Origin of the sequence: Cohnella luojiensis (assembly GCF_004564235.1) — a bacterium.
GTDB classification, from domain to species: Bacteria; Bacillota; Bacilli; order Paenibacillales; family Paenibacillaceae; genus Cohnella; species Cohnella luojiensis.
The window spans coordinates 134,125-156,237 of record NZ_SOMN01000001.1 but is presented as its reverse complement, the minus strand read 5'-3'; the positions used below and the strand labels follow the sequence as shown (position 1 = coordinate 156,237).

At 52.4% G+C, this 22,113-nt stretch carries 22 protein-coding genes and 1 other annotated feature; of the genes, 3 read left to right on the top strand and 19 right to left on the bottom strand.

The window, feature by feature from the left end; translation table 11 throughout:
• Positions 1-167: 167 nt before the first annotated feature.
• A complete protein-coding gene (gene comER, locus E2980_RS00720) occupies positions 168-1,001 on the top strand; it encodes a late competence protein ComER (protein ID WP_135150204.1) in 834 nt (277 codons plus the stop codon).
• A 776-nt stretch (positions 1,002-1,777) separates the two neighbouring features.
• Here comER and E2980_RS00715 read toward each other — a convergent pair.
• The 17 genes from E2980_RS00715 to spoVAC all read right to left on the bottom strand — a co-directional run bounded on the left by E2980_RS00715 (position 1,778) and on the right by spoVAC (position 18,391).
• The gene (locus tag E2980_RS00715) at positions 1,778-2,449 is read right to left on the bottom strand and encodes a hypothetical protein (RefSeq protein ID WP_135150203.1); all 672 of its coding nucleotides are present in this window, start codon (positions 2,447-2,449) and stop codon (positions 1,778-1,780) included.
• A gap of 116 nt (positions 2,450-2,565) precedes the next feature.
• Positions 2,566-5,001, bottom strand: coding sequence for a leucine--tRNA ligase (leuS, locus tag E2980_RS00710; protein ID WP_135150202.1), 2,436 nt, complete (start codon positions 4,999-5,001; stop codon positions 2,566-2,568).
• A 68-nt stretch (positions 5,002-5,069) separates the two neighbouring features.
• Positions 5,070-5,314, bottom strand: a binding site (T-box leader).
• 54 nt (positions 5,315-5,368) lie between these two features.
• On the bottom strand, positions 5,369-6,166 hold the full coding sequence (locus E2980_RS00705) for a class I SAM-dependent DNA methyltransferase (protein WP_135150201.1): 798 nt from the start codon (positions 6,164-6,166) through the stop codon (positions 5,369-5,371).
• A 50-nt stretch (positions 6,167-6,216) separates the two neighbouring features.
• Positions 6,217-7,140: a CvfB family protein gene (locus tag E2980_RS00700; RefSeq protein WP_135150200.1), complete on the bottom strand. Its 924-nt coding sequence runs from the start codon at positions 7,138-7,140 to the stop codon at positions 6,217-6,219.
• The gene (gene rsfS / locus E2980_RS00695; protein ID WP_135150199.1) at positions 7,137-7,481 is read right to left on the bottom strand and encodes a ribosome silencing factor; all 345 of its coding nucleotides are present in this window, start codon (positions 7,479-7,481) and stop codon (positions 7,137-7,139) included. The genes E2980_RS00700 and rsfS overlap by 4 nt, the downstream gene beginning before the upstream one ends.
• 3 nt (positions 7,482-7,484) lie before the next feature.
• Positions 7,485-8,075, bottom strand: coding sequence for a bis(5'-nucleosyl)-tetraphosphatase (symmetrical) YqeK (yqeK, locus tag E2980_RS00690; RefSeq protein ID WP_135150440.1), 591 nt, complete (start codon positions 8,073-8,075; stop codon positions 7,485-7,487).
• Entirely contained in the window at positions 8,065-8,652 is a 588-nt protein-coding gene (locus tag E2980_RS00685; protein WP_135150198.1) for a nicotinate-nucleotide adenylyltransferase, read from the bottom strand. Before E2980_RS00685 ends, yqeK begins: the two co-directional genes overlap by 11 nt.
• Before the next feature lie 23 nt (positions 8,653-8,675).
• A complete protein-coding gene (gene yhbY / locus E2980_RS00680; protein WP_135150197.1) occupies positions 8,676-8,972 on the bottom strand; it encodes a ribosome assembly RNA-binding protein YhbY in 297 nt (98 codons plus the stop codon).
• Positions 8,973-9,253: 281 nt separating this feature from the next.
• Complete coding sequence (gene aroE, locus E2980_RS00675) at positions 9,254-10,096, bottom strand: shikimate dehydrogenase (protein WP_135150439.1); 843 nt, start codon at positions 10,094-10,096, stop codon at positions 9,254-9,256.
• 34 nt (positions 10,097-10,130) lie between these two features.
• Positions 10,131-11,252 (bottom strand): ribosome biogenesis GTPase YqeH, encoded by a 1,122-nt coding sequence (yqeH, locus tag E2980_RS00670; protein WP_135150196.1) that lies wholly within the window; start codon positions 11,250-11,252, stop codon positions 10,131-10,133.
• Between the two features lies 1 nt (position 11,253).
• Positions 11,254-11,778 carry a YqeG family HAD IIIA-type phosphatase gene (locus tag E2980_RS00665; RefSeq protein ID WP_135150195.1) on the bottom strand — a complete coding sequence of 175 codons (525 nt, stop codon included), beginning with the start codon at positions 11,776-11,778 and terminating at the stop codon, positions 11,254-11,256.
• Between the two features lie 149 nt (positions 11,779-11,927).
• On the bottom strand, positions 11,928-14,147 hold the full coding sequence (locus E2980_RS00660) for a transglutaminaseTgpA domain-containing protein (RefSeq protein WP_167746926.1): 2,220 nt from the start codon (positions 14,145-14,147) through the stop codon (positions 11,928-11,930).
• Positions 14,144-15,385, bottom strand: coding sequence for a DUF58 domain-containing protein (locus tag E2980_RS00655; RefSeq protein WP_135150193.1), 1,242 nt, complete (start codon positions 15,383-15,385; stop codon positions 14,144-14,146). The genes E2980_RS00660 and E2980_RS00655 overlap by 4 nt, the downstream gene beginning before the upstream one ends.
• A 2-nt stretch (positions 15,386-15,387) precedes the next feature.
• Positions 15,388-16,341, bottom strand: a complete 954-nt coding sequence (locus E2980_RS00650) for an AAA family ATPase (protein WP_135150192.1) — start codon at positions 16,339-16,341, stop codon at positions 15,388-15,390.
• A gap of 163 nt (positions 16,342-16,504) precedes the next feature.
• On the bottom strand, positions 16,505-16,855 hold the full coding sequence (gene spoVAE, locus E2980_RS00645; RefSeq protein WP_135150438.1) for a stage V sporulation protein AE: 351 nt from the start codon (positions 16,853-16,855) through the stop codon (positions 16,505-16,507).
• On the bottom strand, positions 16,855-17,895 hold the full coding sequence (spoVAD, locus tag E2980_RS00640) for a stage V sporulation protein AD (protein ID WP_135150191.1): 1,041 nt from the start codon (positions 17,893-17,895) through the stop codon (positions 16,855-16,857). The genes spoVAE and spoVAD overlap by 1 nt, the downstream gene beginning before the upstream one ends.
• Entirely contained in the window at positions 17,879-18,391 is a 513-nt protein-coding gene (gene spoVAC / locus E2980_RS00635) for a stage V sporulation protein AC (RefSeq protein WP_135150190.1), read from the bottom strand. Before spoVAC ends, spoVAD begins: the two co-directional genes overlap by 17 nt.
• Before the next feature lie 180 nt (positions 18,392-18,571).
• Between spoVAC and sigK the strand changes: the two genes are divergently transcribed.
• Complete coding sequence (sigK, locus tag E2980_RS00630; protein ID WP_135150189.1) at positions 18,572-19,273, top strand: RNA polymerase sporulation sigma factor SigK; 702 nt, start codon at positions 18,572-18,574, stop codon at positions 19,271-19,273.
• Between the two features lie 193 nt (positions 19,274-19,466).
• Positions 19,467-20,129, top strand: a complete 663-nt coding sequence (locus E2980_RS00625; protein ID WP_135150188.1) for a 3'-5' exonuclease — start codon at positions 19,467-19,469, stop codon at positions 20,127-20,129.
• Between the two features lie 316 nt (positions 20,130-20,445).
• Here E2980_RS00625 and E2980_RS00620 read toward each other — a convergent pair whose 3' ends face one another.
• Entirely contained in the window at positions 20,446-21,408 is a 963-nt protein-coding gene (locus E2980_RS00620; RefSeq protein WP_135150187.1) for an urease accessory protein UreD, read from the bottom strand.
• Positions 21,392-22,072 carry an urease accessory protein UreG gene (ureG, locus tag E2980_RS00615; RefSeq protein ID WP_135150186.1) on the bottom strand — a complete coding sequence of 227 codons (681 nt, stop codon included), beginning with the start codon at positions 22,070-22,072 and terminating at the stop codon, positions 21,392-21,394. The genes E2980_RS00620 and ureG overlap by 17 nt, the downstream gene beginning before the upstream one ends.
• Positions 22,073-22,113 lie beyond the last annotated feature (41 nt).

The following is a 22,113-nucleotide window of genomic DNA, read 5'->3' as shown; positions in this document are numbered from 1 at the left end:
AAGATGAATAGACTAAGCACGGCGAATTTATGGGCATTCCATTTATTTTCTTTTCGAATGTTAAAGCCTCCGTTCTCGATTGATCTCGTAAAATGAAAAACCGGCATGATGCCCAAGCACTAGTTCATACAATGGGATGTAAATAGTTCGCTTTGGGAGGGGACAGGATGAAGATCGGCTTCATCGGTGCGGGTAGTATGGGAAGCTTATTAGTGGGAGCGTTCGTACGCGCCGGCGCCATGCGGCCGGACAACATCGCGGTGAGTTCCCGAACTCCCTCCAAGCTAGACATTCTGGCAAATCAATATCCCGGCCTGCAAATTGCCGCTTCGAATAGAGCGGCGGCGATTGGGGCCGATTATTTGTTTTTGTGCGTTAAACCTTTGGATTTTCGCAGGGTACTCGATGAAATTTCTTCCGTATTGACTCCGGAACAGGTTGTCATTTCGATTACGAGTCCAGTAAAAATTTCATCCTTGGAGGAACTTATTCCTTGCAAAGTCGCCAAAATCATTCCGAGCGTCGTTAACGCCGTCGGAAGCGGAGCTTCGCTGTTTATGTGGGGTACCCGACTGACGGATTCCGATCGTAATGATCTATTGATGATGTTCTCCGCTATTAGCCAACCCATTGAAATCCTGGAGGAAGAAGTTCGCGTCGCATCGGACATATCAAGCTGCGGACCGGCTTTCTTCGCCTATTTGTTGGAGCAGTTTATCGACGCCGCGGTGAAGTCTACGGGTATGGAACAGGAGACGGCCACGGCGCTTGCCTGCGAGATGATGCTGGGAACGGCGCGGCTCATGCTGGAACATCCCTGCTCCCCAAGCGAATTGCAGGCCAGAGTATCGGTTCCCGGAGGGATCACGGCTGCAGCGCTAGACGTCCTGCGCAAATCGACTCGCGGCGCGTTCATCCAGGTGCTGTACACCACCCACGAGAAATTCGCCGAGGATCTCGACCGCGTCGACTCCTCCTTATTCCCGAGGGAACGCACTTAGTGAGTCTGCTAGTCCGTATGGGGAATCTGCATTAACTCTTGCTGTGCCGGCGGTGCAAGCCGCCTTTTTTGGTTTTTAGTTCGACTAACACGAACTACGGCGCTCCTCACCCACTCCCTGCAGGCATTTAGTTTGACTAACTCGAACTACGACGCTCCTCACCTACTCTCAGCAGGCATTTAGTTTGACTAACTCGAACTACGACGCTCCTACCCACTCCCTGCAGGCTTTTAATTTGACTAACTCGAACTACGGCGCTCCTCACCCACTCCCTGCATGTATTTAGTTTGACTAACTCGAACTACGACGCTCCAACCCGCTCCCTGCAGGCATTTAGTTTGACTAACTCGAACTACGGCGCTCCAACCCGCTCCCTGCAGGTATTTAGTTTGACTAACTCGAACTACGACGCTCAACACCCTCTCCCTGCAGGCATTTAGTTTGACTAACTCGAACTACGGCGCTCCTCCCCCCCCTCTGTCAGGTATTTAGTTTGACTAACTCAAACTACGACGCTCCACACCCACTCCCAGCAAGCATTTAGTTTGACTAACTCGAACTACGACGCTCCACACCCACTCCCAGCAAGCATTTAGTTTGACTAACTCGAACTACGACGCTCCTCACCTACTCTCAGCAGGCATTTAGTTTGACTAACTCGAACTACGACGCTCCAACCCACTCCCAGCAAGCATTTAGTTTGACTAACTCGAACTACGGCGCTCAACACCCTCTCCCTGCAGGCATTTAGTTTGACTAACTCGAACTAAGCAACCTCATGCTAGTCCAAGCAAATACTCTTTTGCCAGTGGCAACAGTTCGTACTGGTGAATCCGATGAGTTGTGGTTCCTACTGCTCTCATCAGTTTCTTATCAATTAATTGGTTCACCACGTTATAGGCACGCTTATACTCACATTTCAAGCAATATTTCACATCCTCCAACCGAATATGGCGATTCAGAAGGACCCCATACCGGATCACCTCCCGCTCGTATACGGATAGTTCCTCCATGAACTTACTCCCCGAGATGCTCGTATATTGGCCTAATACTTCTAAAAAGTCTCGTCTGCACATCTCAGGTTGTTTGTCTAATTGATCCTTGCTATAAGGCATGAACATCTTTCTCGATTTCCCGACTGATCTGATGCGCGTTTTCTCGAAATCGAAGCGGTCGCGCGTGATCCTTTCCGCATGGGAGACGTATCCTTCGCACTCGAAAGCAATCATAAGCGGTTCATAGTAAGCGTCTACGTACATTTTTACTCCGGTTGTAGTGAGCATTTCATATTCAAGCTTTACCCCCTCGAATGACTTCAGAGCCGGCCAAACAACGACCTCCAATAGGCGCTTCGTACCTGTCAAGTCCCTCTTCATCATATCTAGCCGCTGCCCGACGGCAGAATCAATCTGTTCCTTAATAAATCTCTCAAACTCATTTTCGAACATTTCCATGCCTCCCTTGTCTCCGGAAAAATAAAAACGCCGCCCGCTCCATTAATGGAGACAAGCGGCGCGTGCTTCGCGCTGCGAAATATGCAGGTGCAGTTTTAGCTGCGTCTAATTTAGTTAGCCACGATGTTAACAAGCTTGCCTTTAACGGCGATGACTTTACGTATCGTCTTGCCTTCGATAAGCTCCTTCACCTTTTCGGACTCAAGAGCCAGCGCTTGCATGCCCGCCTCGTCGAGATCCGCAGGGATGTTCATGCGATCCGCGATTTTGCCGCTGACCTGAACAACGATCTCGACCTCGGAATCCACTGTAAGCGATACGTCGTACTGAGGCCAAGCGACGTAACTGACGGAACCCGCATATCCAAGCTTCTCCCACAGTTCCTCCGCGATATGCGGCGCGATCGGAGACAACATCTGCACGAAGTGCGTCATCGCTTCCGTCGGCAAAGTTTCCGTTTTGTAAGCTTCGTTGACGAAGATCATCATTTGACTGATCGCGGTGTTGAAGCGCAGAGCCTCATAATCCTCGCCGACCTTCTTCAAGCTCTTATGCCATGTCCGGCGGAACGTTTCATCCCCGGCGACATCTTGGATCTTGCCGTTCAGGCTGCCGTTATCGTCAACGAACAATCTCCATACGCGGGACAAGAAGCGGTAGACGCCTTCCACCCCGTTCGTATTCCAAGGTTTCGTTGCCTCCAAAGGACCCATGAACATTTCGTATACGCGAAGCGTATCCGCCCCGAACTCCCCGACGATGTCATCAGGATTAATGACGTTGCCGCGGGATTTGGACATTTTCTCGTTGTTCATTCCCAAGATCATACCTTGGTTGACGAGCTTGTGGAACGGCTCCTTCGTGTTAACCACGCCGATATCGTACAGCACCTTGTGCCAGAAACGCGCATAGAGCAAGTGAAGAACCGCATGCTCCGCGCCGCCGATGTACAGGTCGACCGGAAGCCATTCGCGTTGCTTCTCCGGCGAGCAAATCTCGTCGGCATTGTGCGGATCGATGAATCGCAGATAGTACCAGCAGCTGCCGGCCCATTGCGGCATCGTGTTCGTCTCGCGGCGAGCCCGTTTGCCATTTCGCGAATCTATCACGTTCACCCAGTCCGTAACGTTAGCGAGCGGAGACTCGCCCGTGCCCGAAGGCTGGATCGCGTCCACGTCGGGAAGCAGCAACGGAAGCTCCTCTTCCGGAATCGTGTCCATGGTGCCATCCTCATAATGCAATACCGGGATCGGCTCGCCCCAGTAGCGCTGGCGGCTGAACAACCAATCGCGCAAGCGATAGGTCACTTTGCCATTCCCTTTGCCATCCTTCTCCAACCGGGAGATCATGGCAGCGATCGCTTCCGCCGTCGCCAATCCGTTCAAGAAATCGGAATTGACCAGCTTTCCATCGCCAGTGTATGCCGCTTCCTCTACATTTCCGCCCGAAACGACCTCCAGAATGGGCAAGCCGAATTTCTTGGCGAACTCCCAATCCCGCTCGTCATGGCCAGGAACGGCCATAATAGCTCCCGTTCCGTATCCTCCAAGCACGTAGTCCGCGATCCAGATCGGAACTTTGCCGCCATTCACCGGATTAACGGCATAAGCACCGGTAAACACGCCGCTCTTGTCCTTCGCCAAATCCGTACGCTCTAAGTCGCTCTTCCTCGCAGCTTGTTCAACGTAAGCTTCTACCGCGGCTTTTTGCTCCGCCGATGCAATTACGCCAACAAGCTCATGCTCCGGCGCCAATACGCAATAAGTCGCTCCGAACAACGTGTCGGGACGGGTAGTAAACACCGTCAATGCAGCATCGTGACCGTCGATGGCGAACGTTACTTCCGCACCCGTCGATTTGCCGATCCAGTTGCGTTGCATGTCCTTGATGCTCTCGGACCAATCCAATTCCTCGAGATCCTCAAGCAGCCTCTCCGCGTATTCGGTAATCTTCAGCATCCATTGGCGCATCGGCTTGCGAATTACCGGATGGCCTCCGCGCTCGCTGAGGCCGTCGATGACTTCCTCGTTCGCAAGCACCGTGCCGAGCGCCGGACACCAGTTAACCGGCACTTCAGCCACATAGGCAAGGCCTTTCTTATACAATTGGATAAAAATCCATTGCGTCCATTTATAATAATCCGGATCCGTCGTGCTGAATTCGCGCTCCCAATCGTACGAGAACCCGAGCGATTTGATTTGGCGACGGAAGTTATCGATGTTCTCCACCGTGATCTCGCGCGGATGGCGTCCAGTCTGAAGAGCGTACTGCTCGGCAGGCAAGCCGAACGCGTCCCATCCCATCGGATGAAGAACGTTGAAGCCTTTCATGCGTTTGTAGCGGCTAACGATATCGGTCGCCGTATAACCTTCCGGATGTCCGACATGCAAACCCGCTCCGGATGGATACGGGAACATATCCAGCGCATAGAATTTAGGCTTGCCTGCTTCTTCGGTCGTACGGAACGTTTTGTTTTCATCCCAGTAACGTTGCCATTTCGGCTCGATCCTCAATGGTTGATAGCCTTGCCCTTGTTCTTGCGACATGTTCGTTAACTCCCTTATGTTCTTCTCTTCTCAGGTCAAACAAAAAAACTCCCGCCCCTAGCGTTATCGCTAGGGACGAGAGGATTAATTCCCGTGGTACCACCCTAGTTGACGGACATCCTGCTTGGATAGCCGCCCACTCATGCCTCGTAACGAGAGGTGACGCCTTGCTTGTCGAATCAACCCCGAATGAGTAGATCCGGTCAGCTCGGAGGCTCCAAGGCGAGTTCGTCGTCTGCGTTAAACGGCTTGCACCATCCGCCGGCTCTCTGGGTAACGTCTAACGAGTACTGCTCCTTATCACAGCCAAAGTATGCCATGATTATAGCCAATTCACGCGAATGATGTCAAGTGAATACCGGCCTGCTCATTTCGGTTTGCGAGCGACATAGAACAATCTCTCCGATTCCTCGCTCGGTTTTTCCCAAGTAAAATCGGCTACGCGATGCAGAATTTCAAATCCCGCGTCCGACAGTTGTTCCGCAATCCACTCGGGATCATAGGCTCTTTGCACATGGGATTCCTCGAATCGACTGTACAAGGGTCCGACGACTCCGTTCCCGGATGACGATTCCTCCTGGATAAAAAACGTCAGCGAATGCTCGATCTCTTTACGGGACGGATCGTATTCGCACGTCCATAAATACGCAACATCTTTCTCGTCGTAAACGAACGGCTGCTCGTCCGCGTATCTCTCCAATTGCCTTGGAGAATGGACGTCGAATAAGAACAAGCCGCCCGGAGCCAACCCTGCATAGGTTTGGCGAAACGTTGCCTGAATGTCCTGCGGATCGGTTAAATAGTTCAAGCAGTCGCAAAAGCTGATCACCGAATCCACGGGTTGCGGAAGATCCCAATCCCGCATGTCCTGCTGCAACCAGCGAACGGTTCCGGGATCATCCCGATACCCTCCCCGGGAGGTCGGTTCGTCCCACTTGTTGAGGGCAACCGATAGCATCTCCGAGGAGATATCGATTCCGAACACGCTAAAGCCGGAGCGCGCGAGCGGAATCGCCATGTTGCCCGTTCCGCAGCCAAGATCAACTACCGTTTTCGGCATACCGTAATTATCCCAGCAGCGTCGGGCGAAACTCATCCAATCCGAATACGGCATCTCTTCCATCAAACGGTCATAGACGGCGGCGAATTGCCGATAAGTGCGCATAGTCGTCCTCCCAGTCTGTGAGTATGCAGCTAATCCAGTTGTGCCGCATCTTAAGATTCCGGCTTTTCCTCCGACCCATCCTCTACCGTATTCAGGTGCGTCCAGTTGCCCTTCTGAGTGACGAGGCCTTCTTTCATAAGCTTGCCGAGCGCCCTTTTGAAGGCGGATTTGCTCAACTGGAACCGCCGCTGAATATCCTCGGCGCCTGTCTGGTCGGAGTATGGCATCGCTCCGCCCGGACGTTCTTTGATAAACGCCAGAATTCGCTCCGAGTCTTCTAATCGTCCCGCTTCTTTGCTTGCTTTGACACTAAGCGAAACCCTTCCGTCCTCGCGCACTTGAGTTACCCGGGCGCTGAACTTTTGGCCGATTCGAAGCGGATGGACCATGGTAGCGTCGTTTATGTAACCAAGAGCGCCGAACCCTAGCACGCCGCCGTCGACCAGCGTAAATACGCCGTCGCGGTAGACGTCCGTAACCCAGCCCTCGCGCCATTGATTAAGCCATGAGGTAGGGGCGCGGAACACATGGGGCTCGAAATCGTCGATTTTGGCAAGGCGGGCCAACATGCGTCCCTCCTTGTCCTGTTTCATCACGACGAACAGCTCGTCTCCGGTTTGCGGCCATACGTTCTTGCGTTCGATAGGAAACGTTTTTAAAGGCAGCAAAAGCTGGCGACCAATGCCCATCTCAAGGAAAAAGCCGAAATGAGGATGGAAATCCGCCACCTTAAGCCTTGCCATCTCGCCCAAAGTAATTAACGGTTTACGTAAGGTAGCGGTGATCCGCTCCTTGTCGTCATGAAACAGGAATGCTTCGATTTCCGTTCCGACTTCCGGCCGATCACCGACAACTTCCCCGTAGGGAAGCAGAACCTCCAAGCCGTCTTCCGCTTCGGGGCCGAGGAACCAGCCATGAGGAGATACCTCCCTGCGAACCCACAATTGCTGCAAGGTTCCGGCTGTTAAGTTCATACGGATTCAACTGCCTTCGCATCGGACCACAAGCGTTCCAGATGATAATATTCACGCTCGTCGCGATGGAAAATATGAGCAACCACGTCCTCCATATCTACCAGTACCCAACGCGCCGTGTCCAACCCTTCCACGCGAACTCTTTTGCCGCTGAGCTCTGCGCTTTTGCGAATCTCGGAAGCGATGGACAGCACCTGAGTGTCCGAATTCCCGTGGCAGATGACAAAATAATCCGCGATAAGCGATATTCCTTGCAGATTCAAAGCCACGACATTGTGAGCTTTTTTCTCTTCGGCAGCGTTAAGCACCGATTTCAACAATTTTTCTGAGTTTCCTGCCATGTCTCAGCCTCCGTTTTCTATGTTCTTCGATTTTTTGAATTGCATGATAAGATCATTCCGCGTGTATACGGTTAATGGAAAAACACGCTTTCCTCGCTCGATAAGCAACTTAATCGTCGAATCGAAGGCGGCGATCAACGCTTCCTCCACGTTACTCTTTGCTAGCTCCCGGATCTTATCCACGCCGGGGTAATCCCGCCCAGGCTCTATATAATCCGCTAAACAAACGATTTTGTCCAGCTTCGTCATGTTTTCCCGTCCGGAAGTATGGTAACGGATAGCATCCAGAATCTCTTCATCCGTAATTCCGTGCTCGGTTTCTACTGCCCAGGCCCCGACGTGCGCGTGCCAAAGCTCCTTATCGTAAATCAATAGCTCCGGCGGAAGCTTCTGTTCGCGGATGATCCCTTCCATTCGGTCGATGGCCCAAGCTTTGGAATAATCGTGCAGCAATGCGGCAAGCTCCGCTTTGACCGGATCTCCGTCGAATCGCTTCGCCAGCGCAATCGCGGTATCGACGACCCCGAGCGTGTGCTGCCATCGCTTCTCCGGCATTTGCCGTCGGGTAGCTTCCCTTAATCCATCAAGATTCATATAATTCATTCCTTTGTATGAATTCAAGAACAGGATCCGGGACCATGTATCGGATGGAACGCCCTTCCTTACACCTTCGCCTGATTTCCGAAGAGGAGATGCCCATAGGTGGCATAGCCGCTCTGTGTAACCTCCGTCTGATAAAGGACGGCAGTAAGGAATCGTCGCCGGCCTGATCCGGTCGCTCCAAACCGATGAAGGAAAGGCGATCGGCCAGCTCATCGATTTTCCGCCAATTGGGCAAGTCGGAGACCATGTCGGAACCGACGATCCAGTAGAATTGCACTTCCGGATGTTGATCCTGCAAAGCCGTCACGGTATCGATCGTATAGGAGGTTCCCTCGCGCCGCAACTCAATGTCCTCTACCCGAAAGACCGGGTTACCGGCGATTGCCGCTTCCAGCATCTGTCGTCGCTTGTCGCCGTCCGCGCCGGGTTGAGACTTATGCGGGGGCATTAATGTCGGAATAAACCAAACCTCATCGAGCTTGGCCGCTTCATGGGCTGCTTGCGCAGCAAGCAAATGTCCGTTATGGACCGGATCGAAAGTTCCTCCGAGCAAGCCGATTCTAAGCATAGGCACCCGCCCTTCGTCTGGTATTAGCGACGCGGAAGCACGATCTGCTTGTGGTCCTTGGATTCCTTGTAAAGGACGATGGTTTTACCGATCACTTGCGCAAGCTCGGAACCGGACTTCTCTGCCAGCTCGGCACCGATTTCGCGAGGATCGTCGCTGCAGTTCGTGAGCACGGATACTTTGATGAGCTCCCGCGTTTCGATGGCTTCTTCGATGTGGCGGATCAAGTGGTCGTTGGTGCCGCCCTTGCCGACTTGGAAAATAGGGGTGAGATGATGGGCTAGCGATCGTAGGTGGCGTTTTTGTTTTCCTGTTAACATTCATTTTCCTGCTTTCTATTGTGAAAATCCGGATGCTCGTAAGCGGGGGTTATGAAAAAGGGTTGGCACTCCGCCTCATCTATACCCCACAAAGTGAACTTAATGCTTCGAAGCTTAATCCGATTACTTTGCGGGGGCCCCAAAAGCTATTATCAAGTTGTTATCAGATGACATAGCGGTGGCAACTCGATTTTAAAGGCGGACGTAAACTCTCCGTGCCAATCCCTTTTCCTCCACCCACAACGAGACATCGTAATTTTTGACCAACACCGGAAAAACGGCTATTTTACAAAAGACTCCAGGACCACTGCCCGCATGGCATCGACGGGGGCGGATTTGCCGGTCCAGAATTCGAAGGCGTAAGCGCCTTGGTAGATGAACATGCCCAGACCGCCGTGAACGCGGCAACCGATTAGCTCGGCTTGCTGGAGGAAGGCGGTCTTGAGCGGATTATAGATTAAGTCGCTAGCGACCGAACCGGGTTTGAGCCAAGAAGGATCGATCGGAAGGGCGTCGATATTCGGTGACATTCCGACGGAAGTCGTATTGATGACAACATCCGCGGCCCGGCATGCATCGCGAAGCTCGCTCCACGGAATAGAAGAGATGCGGAGATCCGGAGAGAACGAGGCCGATAGCTCGGCGGCTTTGGACTCGGTTCGGTTGGCGACCAGGATCGAAGCCGGGTTTTCTTGAGCTAGAGCCCAGAGAATTCCGCGGGCAGCGCCGCCGGCGCCGAGTAAGACGATCGTCTTGCCGGCCAAGTTCGGCTCTGCTTCTTCTTTCAAAGAACGAACATAACCGATTCCGTCCGTGTTGTATCCGATAAGACGGCCATTATCGTTAACGATCGTATTGACCGCCCCGGCTGCCTTAGCACCCTCGCTTATTTCGTCGAGATAGCTCATCACTTCAATTTTGTGCGGAATCGTTACGTTTAATCCCCTAAAACCAAGACCGCGTACTCCGGCAATCGCATGCTCCAATTGTCCTGGAGCAACGTGGAAAGCCGCATAGGCTCCATTGATTCCGCGCTCCCGGAAAGCCCGATTCAGCATGATCGGCGATTTGGAGTGGCGAATAGGGTCGCCGATGACCCCGAATAACACGGTATGGCTATCCATCAAGCTGCTTGCTCCTCTCCCGAAGAGGGTTCTGTTACTGGATGCTATCCCTTAGCATGACTTTAATCCCGCGCGGCGCGTGCACGTCGACGGTAGCGCCCGTTTTCCCGTTCGCCTGAATCCACCCGAGGCCGGATATAAACACGTCCTGCTGAGAATTTGCCGGAATTCTTAGGCGATGACGCGTCCAAGCCGGAAAACTATCCATGTCCTCTAAGCTGGGAGGACTCAACATGACTCCACGATGCTGCTCGTAAAGCTCATCGGCGCGCTCCAGCTTAGTTCGGTGGACGGTAAGTCCGCTTGAGACATTCACCGTAAACGATTGGCGTTCTCCCTCTACGAAGTCGAATCGGGCCAAAGCGCCTATGAATAAAGATTGCTTCGCGTTGAGCTGATAGGTCAGCGGTTTAAGCGGCTTTTCCGGCAGCAACGCAGCCAAATCCTTGCGCGGGATAATCTCCGACATCCGCCAGGAATAGACGATTCCCGGGGTATCGATGATACTCTTTCCGTCATCCAGAGGAATGTGCACCGCATCTAGAGTCGTGCCCGGATACCGAGAGACGGTCAGCTCGCGCTTCAGATCGCTATAGTCGGAGATTAAACGATTGATCAAGGTGCTCTTGCCGACGTTAGTCGCTCCGACGACGTAGACATCCTTGTTCTGACGATAAGCGTTGACGGCTTCGACCACCCGGTCGAAGCCGATGTTACGACGCGCGCTGCACAGCACGACGTCGGCAACCTTCAGACCTTCTTCGCGAGCCTGTTTCTGTACCCAATTCCGCAACCGGTTCCAGTTCGTAACAGGCGGAAGCAGGTCAATCTTGTTCACGACCAGGAGCACCGGATTGTTCCCCACGAAACGTTGCAAGCTGGAAATTAAGCTGCCTTGAAAATCAAATAAATCGACGATATGAACGACTAGGCTATCCGTCGACGCGATTCCGCCCAGCAGCTTCAAGAACTCGTCTTGATCCACGGTCACGGAAGAAGCTTCATTATAATTCTTGATCCGGAAGCAGCGCTGGCAAACGGCTTCCTCTTTGTCTAATGAAGAAGCCGGCACGAATCCGGGTTTCTTCTGATCATCTCTTTGGAGTGATATTCCACAGCCCGCGCAACGAGGAGGCATCTGTTGATCCAGCGTCATGTTAGCGTCCTCCCTTATCCGGCCATAGCCCTTTTTTCCGTAATCGGGCTAAAGCGATTTTCTCGATTCTCCGATTGATTTGCGTAGCCCAGCCCTCTTCCCGAGGGGCGATCGGCGTCACTAGAATCGTATGCAATCCCGCGCGTCGGCCTCCCAATACGTCCGTCAGCATCTGGTCGCCGACGACGACGGCTTGTTCGGAAGTAAGCTCCATGAGATTGATCGCGCGGCGGAACGCGGCCCCTGCAGGCTTGCGCGCCGCGGGAATGAACGGTATTCCGAGCGGTTCGGCGAAATTGCCAACCCGCGTCTTATTGTTATTGGAAAGAATGACAACCTTAAAACCCTGATCTTTAACTAAATCCAGCCAGCCGACCAATTGCGGGGTGGCTAGCGGAGTTTTGGCGCTGACAAGGGTATTGTCAAGGTCCGTGATGATGCCTCGGACACCTCGAGCTTTCAGCTCATCCAAATCAATATCAAATACGGTATTTACGATTTGATCGGGAAGCAAACGCTTAAACATCTTCAATAATAACTCCTGTCTGTTTACGGCTAATCTTCCTCAAAATATAACACACCCCACCCTGCCATGCAAAAAAATAACGGGAAAGCGCGGACATCCGCTCTCCCCCGTTTTTACCAGCAACCGGTAAACCAGTCGTTTCTATTTTCCTATAATGCCTTGCGGATTTTGGTTGCAGCATCGTTAAAATCGTTCAAAAGTTGGCTGCTGCCGTTATCGTGTCCATACCTGGCCTGCTCGAAAGAGGTCAAAGCCCCATCGAACTCGCCTCGCAGGGAAGAGAATTTATTTCCCCAGCGGTTAAAGGTTTCCCTGATCGTCTCGTGCGCTTCCCTTCGCAATCCTTGGCGTTGGAGGAAGGACAGCAGTCTTTCCATCTCGCGGACAACCCTTTGGTTAGGCGTATTCCCTCGATTTCGGATATGGTTCCATAATTGCTGAGCGCGTCTGCTCCGGTAACCTATGAACACGAGAGAGAGGATAATGAGAACGACTCCAGTTGCACCCGCCGGTACCAACCAGTCCTTGTTCTTCTCTCCCGCGTCTACATCGGAAGGAGCAGCGTCTACGGGGGTATCCACATCAGGCTGCAGCACTTCGCCTTCAGGTATAGGCTGCGGCACGGAGAATCCGGAGGTTGGTTCGAACGGAATCCATCCATATCCTTCGAAATACACTTCGGCCCAAGAATGAGCGTCCGCGTTACGGACCGTATAAGTACCCGCACCGGAAGGATCCGGTACCTCGCCAGGTCCGCCGAAGCGAGCCCGATCCAACGTAGAAGGATCGAAGCCGGTCGAGTAACCTTTCACCCAACGGGTCGGCAACCCGATCGACCGAGCCATAACTACGAAAGAGGTGGAAAAATAATCGCAATAACCTTCCTGTATTTCGAATAGGAACGCATCCACGATATCTCCATTCGCCCGATCCGTACGCCGAGTAAGATCGGGAGTATTCGTGTAAGGAAACGAGTCTTTGAGGAACTGCTCCAGCTTCTTCGCCCTGTCGTAGTCGTTCGTCAGCCCGCTTGTCTGCTCTAGGGCAAGATCGTGAACGCGTTCAGGCAAGGTGTCCGGAAGCTGCAAGTATTTCGCAAGGTCGATGCTTCCATCTGGAGGCGCGGTCACTTCGCGCAGGGCGTTCTCGTCGAGAACGGCCACCTGCGAGACGACCGAATAGGATTCTACGCTAGCAGGCTTGCTCCAGCGCAGCTCCCACTCTTCCGGGTTCCAGCTCAAACCGGCGTTATTGTTGCTCTTAAGCTCGGACACGGAGGAGACCGGTCCTGCTCCGAACAAGACGGACATCCTATCTTTACGTGACACGGTTACGGTCTGAATGACCTCTACCGTTTTTACCCCTTCAGCCCGAGGTGCAGATAACTCGAGATCCGCCTTATTGCCATACGCGTTAGGGATGAGTTGCGGAGATTTAATGTCTCCCCAGCCTTTTCCGGTGTACACCGATTTCGTCTCCCCGCGCCAATAGCTCTTCTGCGAGGTCGTTATCGTCATGACGGGCGAATAATCGAATTGAAAGCCTCCGCCGATTTTCCGGTCATCTCTGCTATAACCGGAGAGAGATGATCCTTTACTGCCCGAAGAGCTGGTCTTCTGCACGCCGCCTTCCCCCGCGAAGACCGGGACCTCCCGTCCCTGAGCCTCCGTCCATATCGTATAGGGATCTTCAAGCAACACGGGAGCCCGCGGCATAAAAATACCCGTCAGAAGCAGGATCGTAATGATGATGATGGCGGGAAAAGCGATATCGATAGGTCTTTCCGCAAGAGCCTCCCAGCTGTCCGGATGACGAACCTGCAGTTGCCTTAAATGAAGAATAACGAGCCAGGCAAGTCCTGCGGTAACGATCCATGCGATATTATGCCATAGCTCCAGCGGGAAGAAAGAATCCACTGAAGCCATAACCGCAATCGACAGAACGACAACGATAATGGCTCCGGCACGCCTAGAGCCTACCCAGGCTAACACATGAACGAGCGCAATCACTCCAATCGTCAATTCGAAGAAAGGATGCAACTGCCCGGAGTGGAAGGAGAAGAAGCTGCTCACGTCATCCCACGTTCGCCAACTGTCCGGCCACCCTCGCCACTCCATGGGTGTTTTCCACACGATCAAACCGATTACGGTTACGCATTGAATAGCAACCCGAATCCTGAGCAAACGCGTGAACAACAACTCGGTTACCGCGGTTACCGCCAATGCGCCGTAGATAATTGAATACGTTTCTTCCCACCAGTAATCGGTGAAGCATTGAATAAGCTGCAATACGATTACCAGAACCAGAATTCTGTGAAGACGTTCCAGCAATAGATGACGCCAGAATTGACCGGATATTTTCAGCTTCATGCCGATACCACCCCCAATGCCAGGGGTAATTTGTCCAATTGAGAAACGCTGCAAAATTCCCATTGCTTGGATTGGCATAACATCTGCCATTGAAGGAGCTTGGCCGATTGATCGTTAGATTGATGCTTGTGGGCGATATGGATAACGCTTGGAACCATTCTCTTTCCTTCGAGAGCGTTCATGGCTACAACCGTCTGGTCGTCCGTAGAGGACCCTATGATCACAATATGAATACCTGGCTCATAGCGCTCTGCCACTTGACTCAGAAGCTGTCCCATCGATTGCTTGCCATCTGGTTCGACATCAACCAAATGCTGTAGAACTTCATCCCTGGATACAGGCGTTCTTCCTTCGCCGAACCAATAAGAGCTTTCTCCGGAAGAAACGAATCCGATGGGCATCCCTCTGGCGATCGCTAATTCAAGCAAGGAAGCCGCTACGGATACCGCAAGCTCGAACTGATCCGAGCTCGCAAACGAAGCAGCGTTTCGATCGAGCACGAACACGACGCGAGGCAGCGCCTCCCTTTCGAATTCCTTGGACTTCCATTGGCCGGTTTTGGCCGTAGCGTTCCAGTGTATCCGCGATAGCCTATCCCCGTGGATGTATTCCCTAACTCCGTCGATCTGCGTCGTCTCCCTTGCCCAGAGCGACGTGAACGTATGATGAAAGACTCCCCGTTGCGAACGGCGAAACAGCCGCCAGTCCCTGAGCGCCACCGTCTGAGGCAGCACTTGAATATGAAGCGGTTGGACGAAAGACCCCCTGTGCTCGAACAAACCGAAGATGTCTCTCGTCGAGCAATCGGTTTTCTGAAATTGATATCGCCCTCTCCTCAACGGAGCCGTCTCGAATTGGACTTCGCCTCTGCGGCGATAATCGGGCACGAAGGACATTTCATATAATTGCGATTCCCCGCCCGTCGTGCGGATTAGTTTTTCCCTTACTATAATATAAGAAAGCGGCCAGAAGCCCGGAATCTGCATCCGAAGCTTGACTTGCAGTCTCATTCCCGCGGTTAGAAGCGCCGAATGGCCTTCTCCCGTATCCGTTACCCGGATCCCTTGGACCCCGCCGATTCCGCTCCATCTTCCGAGAATGAGATAGATGGCCAGGGCATTAAGGATTACGAATAACATGAGCGAGGTTTTGCCGCCTTGGAATAACAAATAACAAAAGGACGTTAAGTATAAGATCGCGCTGAACAACCACGCGCGTGGCATATGAAGCCGCGGCATGATTAACGCTCCATCCCAACGGGCACTGGCAATAACCGAAGAACGTCCTGCAGAACTTGCACGGTCGTCGTACCTTGCATTCTAGCTTCGGAACGCAAGTGCAGCCTATGGCTTAGAACGAGAGGAGCCATTGCTTTCACGTCATCGGGCAATACGAATGAGCGGTGATTTAAGAATGCGTAGGCTTTCGCCGCGCTTGATAAGGCAACGGCTGCGCGCGGGCTTGCGCCTAGGAGCACGGCCGAATGCTGCCGAGTACCGCGAATTAGAGCTATTAAGTAATCTGCTACGGTCGTTTCCAAATGAATGCCTTCCGCTAACCGTTGCATCTGCGCGATATCCTCTACGGAGGCTACCGCTTTTAACGATTCGGCTGCCCTGCTGGCGCTCGGCTCCAGAATGAGACGCTTCTCGGAAGCCTCGTCCGGGTAACCTAATTTGATTTTCATTAAGAAGCGATCCAGTTGGGCTTCCGGCAAGCTATAGGTTCCTTCGAATTCGATCGGGTTCTGAGTGGCGAACAGCATGAACGGATGCGGCAGGTTGTGGGTCTCTCCGTCGACGGATACCCTTCTCTCCTCCATCGCTTCCAATAGTGCCGATTGCGTTTTCGTCGTTGCGCGGTTTATCTCGTCGGCTAGCAGCAGGTTTGCCATAACCGGTCCTGGCCTGAATACGAACTCTTCGAGCTTCGGATGATAAATGGATACCCCCGTGATATCGGTGGGCAATAAGTCCGGATTGCACTGAATGCGGTGAAACACGCCGCCTATCGATAAAGCTAACGCCTTAACCATCTGGGTTTTGCCGGTTCCCGGCACGTCCTCGATTAACACATGGCCGCCTGCAAGCATCGCGGTAAGCATGGAAGCGATTTCCTCTTTTTTTCCATAAATACAAGATTCCATGTTTCGTCTAATTTGATCTAATAATTGCATCGCGGCGTGTTGATCCATTCCCGTACCTCCTATGGAATCTACATTGATGTTTTTATATAGTCCTCCACCTATTATACCGGAATTTGGATGCTGTCGTATATTTTAGTTTCTTCCAAAAAACAATAGAAAAACAGCCAAACCCGATCGGGGTCTGGCTGTAATCTACTCCATTATCTAAATTTCACCCTTTCGGACGCACGACAAGAGCCGCCAAAAAGGAAAAAATAATCGCCGCGGAAACCCCCGCGCTCGTAACATGGAATATCCCCGTGATAACCCCGATCCCGCCGACTTGAGTTAATTCGGTCAACGCGCCGTGCACCAAAGAGTTACCGAAGCTCGTGATGGGAACCGTAGCTCCGGCTCCGGCAAATTCGACCAACGGATCATACCAGCCGAACGCATCCATAACAGCCCCTGCAACAACTAATGTAGCCATCGTGTGTGCCGGCGTTAACTTGATCACGTCAAACATCAGTTGGCCAATTACGCAAATCGCACCGCCAACCACAAATGCCCATACGTAAGGCATCATTGGACGGCACCTCCTTGCCGATTAGAGTTTTGTGCTTCAATAGCAACGGCATGAGCTATGCAAGGAATGCTCTCGCCTTGCTGATAGGAGAGCGGACTAAGCAATGCGCCGGTGGCCACTACGAGAATTCTCTTTAGTTCTCCCTTGCGGATCCTCTTGAGCAAGTGGCCATAGGTCACTACCGCCGAGCAAGCGCATCCGCTTCCGCCCGCTTGTACCTTCTGTTTGTCCACATCGTAGATCATCAGTCCGCAATCGTGGAAAATAGTCTGCTCTATCGGAACCCCGTTCCTGCGCAGCATCTCGGTGGCGATGGGATGACCGACGCCGGCCAAATCTCCCGTCACGATCAGGTCGTAATATCCGGGTTCCCTTCCCGTATCCTGAAAATGGCCTTGGATGGTATCGACTGCCGCAGGTGCCATTGCAGCCCCCATATTAAATGGGTCTTTGATGCCCAGATCCATGATTTTCCCAACAGTAGCAGCCGTAATTACCGGTCCATCCCCTTCGCCGCTGACGATGGATGCCCCGGCTCCCGTAACCGTATATTGCGCCGTAGGAGGCTTCTGCGAGCCGTATTCTGTCGGATATCGGAATTGTTTCTCGGCCGTACAGTTATGGCTGCAAGTGCCGGCCATCACATATTCGCCTGCTCCCGAAGCCACCATGAGAGAAGCCACGGCAAGCGATTCCATTGAGGTAGAACAAGCACCGAAAACTCCTAGATAGGGAGCTCCTAACGTACGCGCAGCGAATGAATTGCTAATAATTTGGTTCATGAGATCTCCGCCGACGAAGAAACTCAGCTTATCCTTCGATAGCTTCGCATGTTGGAGCGCGATATCGGAAGCCTGCTCCAATAGCACTCTCTCCGACTTCTCCCAGCTTGGCTGCCCTACCTCCAAATCCGGATGCACCAAATCGAAATCAGACGCGAGCGGACCTTCTCCTTCATCGGGACCTACGACCGTCCCGGTGGCGATAATAACGGGCGGCTTGGGATAAACCCACGTTCGTTTACCCTGTAGTAGCATGCCACGCCCCGATTCCGAAAACCCAGAAGATGATGCCGATAACGAATGCCGCTACGACGCCGAATACAATTACCGAACCGGCCAATTTGAACATATTGGAACCGACGCCTAGCACTAAACCTTCGCTCCGATGTTCGATTGCGGCCGAAGCCATGGAATTGGCGAACCCGGTTACCGGAACGGCGCTGCCGGCGCCCGCCCATTGGGCTATTTTATCGTAGACGCCCATGCTCGTCAGAATGACCGAGAGCAAAATCATGATCGCTACGGTCGGATTGCCGGCTTCTCTGGCCGACATATCGAACACCGCCATAAAAAATTGCTGAACTCCCTGGCCGATCGTGCAGATTAACCCACCAACCAAGAACGCCTTCAAACAATTGGTCCACACGGAACGGGAAGGCTCCCTCGCCTTGGCGAAAGCTTGGTATTCTTTGGACGACATGGACACCGGCTTATAGGACTTCGTCCCGCGTCCGGCACTTTTCTCCGCCATACAAACACCTCCATGGGAATTAATTGAAACTTATCGTTTTCATTATTTCCCATGGAGGGTTATTTCCATTCGAGGATTTCACTTTTAAGCCGTGGAACAGGCACGGATAGGCGGAAACCCACATACAATGGTAATGCTTCTTTTCCACAAACCGAACCTACATCCGGAGGTGGCCTTACCGTGCCCGGTTTAATCACATCGATAGCCCTGTTCCTGAAGCAATTGTCGTTGCTCGTCTCCTACGTCAAAAATAACGCTTTCCCGCAGCCATTAACCGATGACGAAGAAGCTATGCATTTGCAGCGACTAGCGGAGGGTAACCCCGTTTCGCGTAACCTGCTTATCGAGCACAACTTACGTTTGGTTGCCCATATCGTTAAGAAATTCGATAATACCGGAGAGGATTTAGAAGACCTCATCTCCATCGGCACGATCGGACTTATCAAAGCCATCGAAAGCTTTCAACCGAATAAGGGGACTAAGCTTGCTACTTTCGCTGCCAGGTGTATTGAAAACGAGATATTAATGCATCTGAGATCTTTGAAGAAAACTCGTAAGGACGTGTCCTTGCACGACCCGATCGGAACGGATAAGGAAGGGAACGAAATTACGCTGCAGGATATCCTCGGTACGGAGCCCGACGAAGTCGTCGAGAAGGTGCAGCTCAAGATCGAGAAGAGCAAAATCTATCGCAATCTGGATATATTGGATGCCCGCGAGCAGGAAGTGATTCGCGGCCGGTTCGGTTTGGACGGCGGCGGGGATGAAAGGACGCAACGCGAGATCGCGCGGGAGCTGGGGATTAGTCGGAGCTATGTGTCTCGCATTGAGAAGAGGGCTCTCATGAAGCTTTATCATGAGTTTTATAAGGCGAAGCGGTAATTCGTAATCAAAAAACAAAGCCCCGAAGATAGCTCAATCCGACTTGGAATACAGAACTTACTAGCAGCCTCTCGTAAATTTACGGAGGGCTGTTTTTTTATTCATCTTTTTTCCACACTGACAAACGCTTCTCGGAAGACTATAATAACAAAGGTACGGACTATATCATTGGATTGTCTTAGAGGTGCTTGAAGTGACCATTATCGTATATGACCTGGAAATGACGGTTCGCCGCAAAAAGGGCCAAATCGCTGAAATTATAGAAATCGGAGCCGCTAAAGTCGGGTTGGTGGATGATATTCCGCAAATCATCGAAACGTTCCAAGCGTTCGTGAAGCCCGTCATCGTTCCCCAACTTACAGTTGATACAACCGCTTTTACCGGAATCACGCAAGAAGACGTCAACGGGGCGGGTACGCTCCCTCAAGTCATTCGCGACTATACCGAATGGATGGGCACGGATGAGTATTACCTATGCGCCTGGGGACCGGACGACCAGCGTCAGCTCGTTCAGGAGTGCCGCCAACATCAAATTTCAACCGAATGGATCGTTAATCATAACAATCTTCAGAAAATGTTATCCAAAATATACAAGCTCGAGAAACATCAGCAAATGGGGTTAAAGCCGGCTCTGGAGATGCTGGAAATTCCGTTCTCCGGTTCTCATCACCGCGCGATGGACGATGCGATTAATACGGCGCAAATTCTTGTTAAGCTATTCGACCAATTTCAGTTTAAACGCAATAAGCTGAGCGAAGAGACGAAAGTGGAGAGTGAAGTCGTCTATAAGACCGACCACTATGAGAACCTGCCCTTCGCCGGGCTCGCCGGCCTGTTCCCCGAGCAAAGCAAATAGCCTCAATCCAGATGGATTGAGGCTATTTATTGGCGGGAATGAGCAAGCCTAGCGTTGCTATTAATCCGAAATTAGTCTCAAGCGAGGAAATAAGCACGTCTGGCGTTGCTATTCACCCGAAAATCGTCCCTCGAGAGGAAATAAGCACGCCTGGCGTTGCTATTCACCCGAAAATCGTCCCTCGAGAGGAAATAAGCACGCCTGGCGATGCTATTCACCCGAAACTTGCCTCTCGAGAGGAAATAAGCAAACCTGGCGGTGCTATTCACCCGAAACTTGCCTCTCGAGAGGAAATAAGCACGTCTGGCGTTGCTATTCACCCGAAACTCGTTCCGGTCATCCACGCTTCCTTAAGCAACCTCAGGGGAGGCTGGCCCAGCAGTACCGACCGAACGCTGTCCCATGCAACCAGCAATAACCTTTGCAGCCTCCACGCCGCGTTGCCCGCAACCTGAACGACCAACCCGTAACGGGCAGTTCGCGCAATTCCCCAGCTAATGCCTTGGGGAATACCCTCCGCTTTTTCCATATTCTCACGAACCTGATGCACCACTTCCGCGGAAACCAAATCCGAGAATACAGAAAACATGCCCATATGCGTAAAGTTGCCGAAGCATCCGACATTGCCGATCGGCAGAATGGCAGGCTCCCATTTCTGCCGTTGATAATGGATGAGCTCCTCTTTGTAACGAACGGAAACCTTTGCATCATACCGGTCGAAAGCAAAAACTTCCCCTCTAGAAAGCCTTCCCGGACAGAAAATTTCCCCGAGCATACAGACCGAGCCTTCAGCCAAATCGATTTCCGTCTCCGTGATGAAGCGTGCATCCCTAAAGAGCGTAATAGGCTCCGGAATCCATTCCATCACGGCGCCGGATTGCAAGTTAAACCGTTGATAAAGCCGGGAATCGCCGCCTGTCTCGCAAGGATGGACGCGGGTATAAGCCTGATTGGTCGCATAGAGACGCACTCCCTCTTGCAGCTGCCAATCGAACGAATACCGGTCACCTTCGAGCAGACCGGGCGATCCGTCCATCTGCACGATAGCCAGCTGTCGCCAGTCTCCATTTTGCAGCGAAAAAGTCTTGGCGATCTTCAGCGGAGAAGTATGGTAGCGCGAGACAAGCTCGGGTTTATCCTTCACCAACCCAACGGCAGCCCGAAGCTCGGAGAGCCTTTCGGTTACGGATGGGGTTCCGATCCCATTTCCGATCCCGATTCCAATTCCGTTGGCGAGTTCACCGCTTGCAAGTAAAGACATGTTAGACTGCGGCCGCATGGCGGCCGGTCTCCTGCGCTACCCAATTCGCGACCACGTCCAGCCCCTGGCCCCCGAATAAATTCGTGAAGACGAACGGTCTTTCGCCGCGCATATGCCGGGAATCATGCTCCATCACTTCCAAGCTCGCTCCCACGTATGGCGCCAGATCGATCTTGTTGATGATAAGCAGATCCGACCTCATGATGCCGGGTCCGCCCTTGCGGGGAATTTTCTCCCCCTGTGCAACGTCTATGATATAGATAAAACGATCGACCAGTTCAGGACTGAAAGCCGCAGCCAAGTTGTCTCCGCCGCTCTCGATCAAGATTAAATCCAAGTCGGGAAAACGGTGCTCCAGCTCCTCGACGGCTTCGAAATTCATCGAGGCATCCTCGCGAATCGCGGTATGCGGACAACCGCCCGTCTCGACTCCGATTATCCGTTCATTCGGCAGGCAACCGGTATCGGACAAAATCCGCGCGTCTTCCTTCGTGTAGATGTCGTTCGTGATGACGGCGAGATTAATCTTATCCTTCAACTGAAAAGCAAGCTGCTCGACGAGTTTGGTTTTTCCGGAGCCAACCGGCCCTCCGATTCCGATACGCATGGGTCGTCCTGATTCCGCTTGCGGCGTTACCCATTCCGGGTGGTGATGATGTTGACCTTCTTTTCCTTGGCACATAAGTAATCCCTCCGAGAATTTATATTGTGTAAAGCTTTGCT

Bases quoted from the DNA above. Each gene is read 5' to 3' on its own strand.
- yqeK (WP_135150440.1), bottom strand. From the start codon at position 8,075: ATGAATCTTGATGGATTAAGGGAAGCTACCCGACGGCAAATGCCGGAG.
- spoVAC (WP_135150190.1), bottom strand. From the start codon at position 18,391: ATGGCGGAGAAAAGTGCCGGACGCGGGACGAAGTCCTATAAGCCGGTG.
- spoVAE (WP_135150438.1), bottom strand. From the start codon at position 16,855: ATGCCTTACGTATGGGCATTTGTGGTTGGCGGTGCGATTTGCGTAATT.
- spoVAD (WP_135150191.1), bottom strand. From the start codon at position 17,895: ATGCTACTACAGGGTAAACGAACGTGGGTTTATCCCAAGCCGCCCGTT.
- yqeH (WP_135150196.1), bottom strand. From the start codon at position 11,252: ATGACGCTGGATCAACAGATGCCTCCTCGTTGCGCGGGCTGTGGAATA.
- E2980_RS00655 (WP_135150193.1), bottom strand. From the start codon at position 15,385: ATGCCGCGGCTTCATATGCCACGCGCGTGGTTGTTCAGCGCGATCTTA.
- E2980_RS00685 (WP_135150198.1), bottom strand. From the start codon at position 8,652: ATGCTTAGAATCGGCTTGCTCGGAGGAACTTTCGATCCGGTCCATAAC.
- aroE (WP_135150439.1), bottom strand. From the start codon at position 10,096: ATGGATAGCCATACCGTGTTATTCGGGGTCATCGGCGACCCTATTCGC.
- E2980_RS00650 (WP_135150192.1), bottom strand. From the start codon at position 16,341: ATGGATCAACACGCCGCGATGCAATTATTAGATCAAATTAGACGAAAC.
- E2980_RS00705 (WP_135150201.1), bottom strand. From the start codon at position 6,166: ATGCGCACTTATCGGCAATTCGCCGCCGTCTATGACCGTTTGATGGAA.
- E2980_RS00665 (WP_135150195.1), bottom strand. From the start codon at position 11,778: ATGTTTAAGCGTTTGCTTCCCGATCAAATCGTAAATACCGTATTTGAT.
- leuS (WP_135150202.1), bottom strand. From the start codon at position 5,001: ATGTCGCAAGAACAAGGGCAAGGCTATCAACCATTGAGGATCGAGCCG.
- E2980_RS00700 (WP_135150200.1), bottom strand. From the start codon at position 7,140: ATGAACTTAACAGCCGGAACCTTGCAGCAATTGTGGGTTCGCAGGGAG.
- E2980_RS00620 (WP_135150187.1), bottom strand. From the start codon at position 21,408: ATGCGGCCGCAGTCTAACATGTCTTTACTTGCAAGCGGTGAACTCGCC.
- rsfS (WP_135150199.1), bottom strand. From the start codon at position 7,481: ATGGCAGGAAACTCAGAAAAATTGTTGAAATCGGTGCTTAACGCTGCC.
- ureG (WP_135150186.1), bottom strand. From the start codon at position 22,072: ATGTGCCAAGGAAAAGAAGGTCAACATCATCACCACCCGGAATGGGTA.
- yhbY (WP_135150197.1), bottom strand. From the start codon at position 8,972: ATGTTAACAGGAAAACAAAAACGCCACCTACGATCGCTAGCCCATCAT.
- comER (WP_135150204.1), top strand. From the start codon at position 168: ATGAAGATCGGCTTCATCGGTGCGGGTAGTATGGGAAGCTTATTAGTG.
- E2980_RS00660 (WP_167746926.1), bottom strand. From the start codon at position 14,147: ATGAAGCTGAAAATATCCGGTCAATTCTGGCGTCATCTATTGCTGGAA.
- E2980_RS00715 (WP_135150203.1), bottom strand. From the start codon at position 2,449: ATGTTCGAAAATGAGTTTGAGAGATTTATTAAGGAACAGATTGATTCT.